Source organism: Hymenobacter caeli (assembly GCF_013294115.1).
Lineage (GTDB): Bacteria > Bacteroidota > Bacteroidia > Cytophagales > Hymenobacteraceae > Hymenobacter > Hymenobacter caeli.
Genome location: NZ_JABSNP010000039.1, coordinates 1 through 4,413, shown reverse-complemented (window position 1 = coordinate 4,413; position 4,413 = coordinate 1). Strand labels below are relative to the sequence as shown.

4 protein-coding genes are annotated in these 4,413 nt (G+C 64.5%); 2 read left to right on the top strand and 2 right to left on the bottom strand.

Annotated features, from left to right (window positions below):
* Positions 1-330: 330 nt before the first annotated feature.
* The gene (gene ruvC / locus HNP98_RS21420; protein ID WP_173812241.1) at positions 331-921 is read right to left on the bottom strand and encodes a crossover junction endodeoxyribonuclease RuvC; all 591 of its coding nucleotides are present in this window, start codon (positions 919-921) and stop codon (positions 331-333) included.
* Between the two features lie 327 nt (positions 922-1,248).
* Here ruvC and HNP98_RS21415 point away from each other — a divergent pair, with 327 nt between their 5' ends.
* Together HNP98_RS21415 and HNP98_RS21410 are read left to right on the top strand one after the other, a co-directional pair.
* On the top strand, positions 1,249-2,181 hold the full coding sequence (locus HNP98_RS21415; protein WP_173812240.1) for a lysylphosphatidylglycerol synthase domain-containing protein: 933 nt from the start codon (positions 1,249-1,251) through the stop codon (positions 2,179-2,181).
* Positions 2,160-3,530: a glycosyltransferase gene (locus HNP98_RS21410; protein ID WP_173812238.1), complete on the top strand. Its 1,371-nt coding sequence runs from the start codon at positions 2,160-2,162 to the stop codon at positions 3,528-3,530. Before HNP98_RS21415 ends, HNP98_RS21410 begins: the two co-directional genes overlap by 22 nt.
* A gap of 37 nt (positions 3,531-3,567) precedes the next feature.
* Here HNP98_RS21410 and HNP98_RS21405 read toward each other — a convergent pair whose 3' ends face one another.
* Complete coding sequence (locus HNP98_RS21405) at positions 3,568-4,260, bottom strand: DUF6843 domain-containing protein (RefSeq protein WP_173812236.1); 693 nt, start codon at positions 4,258-4,260, stop codon at positions 3,568-3,570.
* Positions 4,261-4,413 lie beyond the last annotated feature (153 nt).

Below are 4,413 nucleotides of genomic sequence, written 5' to 3'. Positions count from 1 at the left end.
CCACCCGGTACGATAAGCTGGATGCGCATTTTCTGGCTTTTATTCACCTGGCCGCAACCGTCCTCTGGCTGCGTGACTGTTAACACTTCCTAGCTACTGGCTTTCGTTCTGATGGATAGGCTCCTGTTGATAAGCCAATGCGCGTTTATTTCTGGCTGACTGCTTGAGCGGGGCCCAGTTGCCGCGAATGATTTTGTAGAGACGCGACACTTCGCGTCTCGGCCGCTGCACGGTTTGGCCGCTGCCCGGTTTGGTGCCGCAAACGGGCAGCGATTGAGACGCGAAGTGTCGCGTTTCTACCGAAGGAATGCATGATGAAAACGGGGTGCGCTACGCCGGTTTTTTCGCCGCCCGTGCGGGCTTCTTGGTCGTGGTGGCGGCGTTGAGGCGGTCGGGGTTTTCGGCCAGGAACTTGCCCCAGCTTTTGCCGCCGGCCACGGTGGCGTTGTTGCCTTTTTGGTAGTGGTGGCACAGGGCCACGGCCAGGGCGTCGGTGGCGTCGAGCAGCTTGGGGGCCTCGGCGAGGGGCGGCAGGGCCAGGGTTTGGCGCAGCATGTGGGCCACGTGCTCCTTGGTGGCGCTGCCCGAGCCGGTCACGGACTGCTTGACTTTGGTGGGGGCGTACTCGACGTAGGGAATCTGGCGGGAGAGGCAGGCGGCGATGGCCACGCCCTGCGCCCGGCCCAGCTTGAGCATGCTTTGCACGTTCACCCCAAAAAACGGCGCTTCGATGGCCAGCTCGTCGGGCAGGAACTCGTCGATCAGCTCAATCATGCGGTCGAAAATCCGCTTTAATTTTACCGCATGGTTCGACCCGAGGGCTTTCATGTTGACGACGTCGTAGCGCAGCACGGTTACGCGCTGCCCGCGCACCTCGATGACGGCGTAGCCCATGATTTGGGTGCCGGGGTCGACGCCCATGATGACCTTGGGCAGCAGCTCGGCCGGCGGGGCGGGGCGGGGGTGGAGGAAGGGCGGCACGACGAATTGGGGGGCGGGAAGTGGGAAGCGGGGAGCGGCGCGGAAACGGGGCGGGGCGCGGAAGCGGGAAGCAGCGCGGAAGCGGGGAGCGGGAAGCGGGAAGCGGAGTGCGAAGACGGGCGCGGGAAACGGGGCGCTGGGGCTCCTTTACAAAGTTACGCCGTAGCGCAGGCGACGGCGGCCACGCTCCCAAACCCATCTTCCGCGCCCCGCTCCCCGCGCCCCGCTTCCCAACCGTTTCCCTGGATAGCCTTGGGCAAAATATGCGTGAGCTTGCTCACGCTGGGCCTGCTGTACCGCTCCGTGTTCGCGGCCCCCGACACGGCCGCCGCCTGGCGGGCCCTGCTGGCCACGGCCCTGGGCGGCGCGGGGCGCGGGCCGGTGCTGGCGGCCCTGGCCCTGGTGCCCGTGAATTGGGGCCTGGAGGCCTGGAAGTGGCACCGCCTGGCCCGGCACCTGGAGCCGGTGCGCTTCGGGCGCAGCCTGCGGGCGGTGCTGGTGGGCCTCACCCTGGGCTTCGCCACCCCCAACCGCGTGGGCGACTACGCCGGCCGCATCCTGGAGCTGAAAAGCCGCCGGGTGAGCGCCCTGGGGGCCGTGTTTCTGGGGCGCTACTGCCAGCTGGTGGCCACGGTGGTGGCCGGCGGGGCGGGCCTGCTGTACTTTTTGCTGACGTTTTATTTGGCGGGCTATCCGGCGGCCCAGCTGGGGGTAATCGTCACGGCCGTAGTGGTTTGCGGGCTGGTGCTGGTGCCGCTCTACCGTTCGCGGCTGCTGGTGGCGGCGCTGGGCCTGTGGCGGCCGCTGCGGCGGTTCCGGCCGGCGCTGGCCGTCATGCCCACCTACCCGGCGCGGGCCCTGCACGCGGTGCTGGCCCTGTCGGGGCTGCGCTACGCGGTGTTCTGCGGGCAGTTTCTGCTGCTGCTGCGGGCCTACGGGGTGGGCACGGCGCTGGGGCCCGGGCTGGCCGCCGTGGCGGGCACGTTCCTGTTCAAGTCGCTGGTGCCCTCGCTGAACGCGCTGGCCGACGTGGGCGTGCGCGAGCTGTCGGCCACCCACTTGTTTGGGCTGCTGGGGCAAGCCCCGCTGCCGGTGCTTTCGGCCAGCCTCAGCCTGTGGGTCATCAACATTGCGCTGCCCAGCGCCGCCGGCCTGCTGCTGGTGCCCGGCCTGCGCGTGTGGCGCGGGCGCAGCGCGTGACGCGGGTGGCCGCGGCCGTCGCGGGGCCCCTGCTGCTGGCGCTGCCCGCGCTCTACGCCGGGGTAATGGTATGGCTGCGCGGCGGCTGGCAGCGCAGCCGCGCCGCCGCCGAAGCCGCGAAAGCGGCGGCCGAAACAACCAATCGGGGGCTCGCCGAAGCAATTGCCAGCCGCTGTGGAGCAGCCGTCGTCGGCCCCGCCGCCACGGCAGAAACCGCTGACGCTGAGGCAGCCAACATGGCCGCTGGGGCCCCTGCCGCGACGAAACCCCGCCTCGCCGCCAGCGCCGCCAGGGCCCCCATCGGTGTAGTTGCTGCTGCTGCTGCCGAAGCTGGCCCGCTGCTGTTCTCCGTCCTCATCGCCGCCCGCGACGAAGCCGCCGCGCTGCCCCGGCTGCTGGCCGACCTCGCCGCCCAAACCCTGCCCGCCGCCCGCTTCGAGGTGCTGGTGGCCGACGACCACTCGGCCGACGGCACCGGGGCCCTCGTGCGGGCCGCGGCCGCCACGGTGCCGTTCCGGCTGCGGCTGGTCGAACTAACGGCCGCCCAAACCGGCAAAAAAGCTGCCCTGGCCGCCGCTCTGGCGCTGGCCGGGGCCCCCTGGCTCGTCTGCACCGACGCCGATTGCCGCCTGGGCCCCGGCTGGCTGGCGGCCTACGCCCGGGCGCTGGCGGGGGAGGGGTTGCCCGACTTCATCAGCGGCCCGGTGCTGCTCACGGGGCCCGATACGTTCTTCCAGCGCTTATTGGGGCTGGAATTCGCGGGCCTGGTGGGCGTGGGCGGGGCCTGCATCGGGCGCGGGGCCCCCACCATGTGCAACGGGGCCAACCTGGCTTACCGCCGCGCCGCCTTCGCGGCCGCCTGCGGCTACGCCGCCCACGCCCACCTGGCCAGCGGCGACGACGAGTTCCTAATGCACCAGCTGCACGCTGCCCGCCCCGGCAGCGTGCGCTTCCTGGCCGATGCCGCCGCCGTGGTGCGCACCGCCGCGCCCGCCACCCTGGGGGCCCTGCTGCGGCAGCGGGTGCGCTGGGCCAGCAAGTGGCGGCACTACCAAAACCCGGCTTCGCGCCGCCTGGCCCTGCTGGTGCTGGGGGCCAACGTGGCCCTGGCCGCCGGGGCCGCCGCTGCCCTGGCCCGGCCCGCGCTGGGGCCCTGGGTAGGCGCGGCCTGGGCCCTCAAGCTGGGAGCTGACTGGTGGCTGCTGGCCCCGGTGCTGCGGTTTCTGGGGCCCCGGAAGTGGCTGTGGCAGCTGCTGCCGCTCCAGCTGCTGTACGCGCCCTACGCGCTGGCCGTGGGCGCGGCCGGCTGGCGCGGCGGGTATCGGTGGAAGGGTAGGGCGGTGCGGTAAGAACCGATAAATTTCCGTGCTAGAGTAAAATATGTTTCTATAAATTATTTTTACTTCTGCACTTCCCAACTAATGAGTTTGTCAGTGAATCAAAGCGTTGTTGAAATATAAATTCGTTCTCATTACTCTTTGACAGTGTGTCCTTGTTGAAAACAGTGAAATCAGTATAATGAATGGCTAAAGGAGATTCGCTTGACGAGCCCCCGTCTGGCATTGCGCCTCCCATGACTCCAGTACCGTTCAACGACACACTCGGTAGTTGTGTGTTTTGCTTATTATAAGTTTCTGCTATATTTATTCTTTTTCGACTTTCTTCACTGTTGATCATATAATATTCGTTGTCGATGACTCCAGCTTTGAATTTCGGTTGAATAATTAATATTCCATTTTCGGGGATTTGTAAAACTCTTCTACCATCTTCATTACGGGGGTTAATACCACATTTTTCGCCATATACTACCCTAAATCTTCCTTCAAAATTACTTGGAATTAAATATATTTCTTTTTCCGGCTTTGTCACATAAGCTCCTAAAAAAGATAAAAACACAATCATAAAAACACACGAAATTAAAACGACGGGTAACACAAATAAATTAAATAATAATTTAGAAAAATTTATTTTATTTACTGATTTGGGTAGCTGCCATTCCAGGAAGAAAAGCTGGGAGCTATTTCCAATAATCCATAAATAAAAAATGGGAACGCTGAAAGCGCCAATCCAAGGGCCCAAGATTAAGGCGACACCATAAACCCAAGCCCACGATAAGAAAATGGATATAATTACAATAATGAGGTGGTCTAGCTAAGCCGCACAGAGTTGGGACGTAGTTTGAAAATGGGTTTCGAAGTGGTTGGGGGCGAGATAACCGAGGGCCGAATGCCG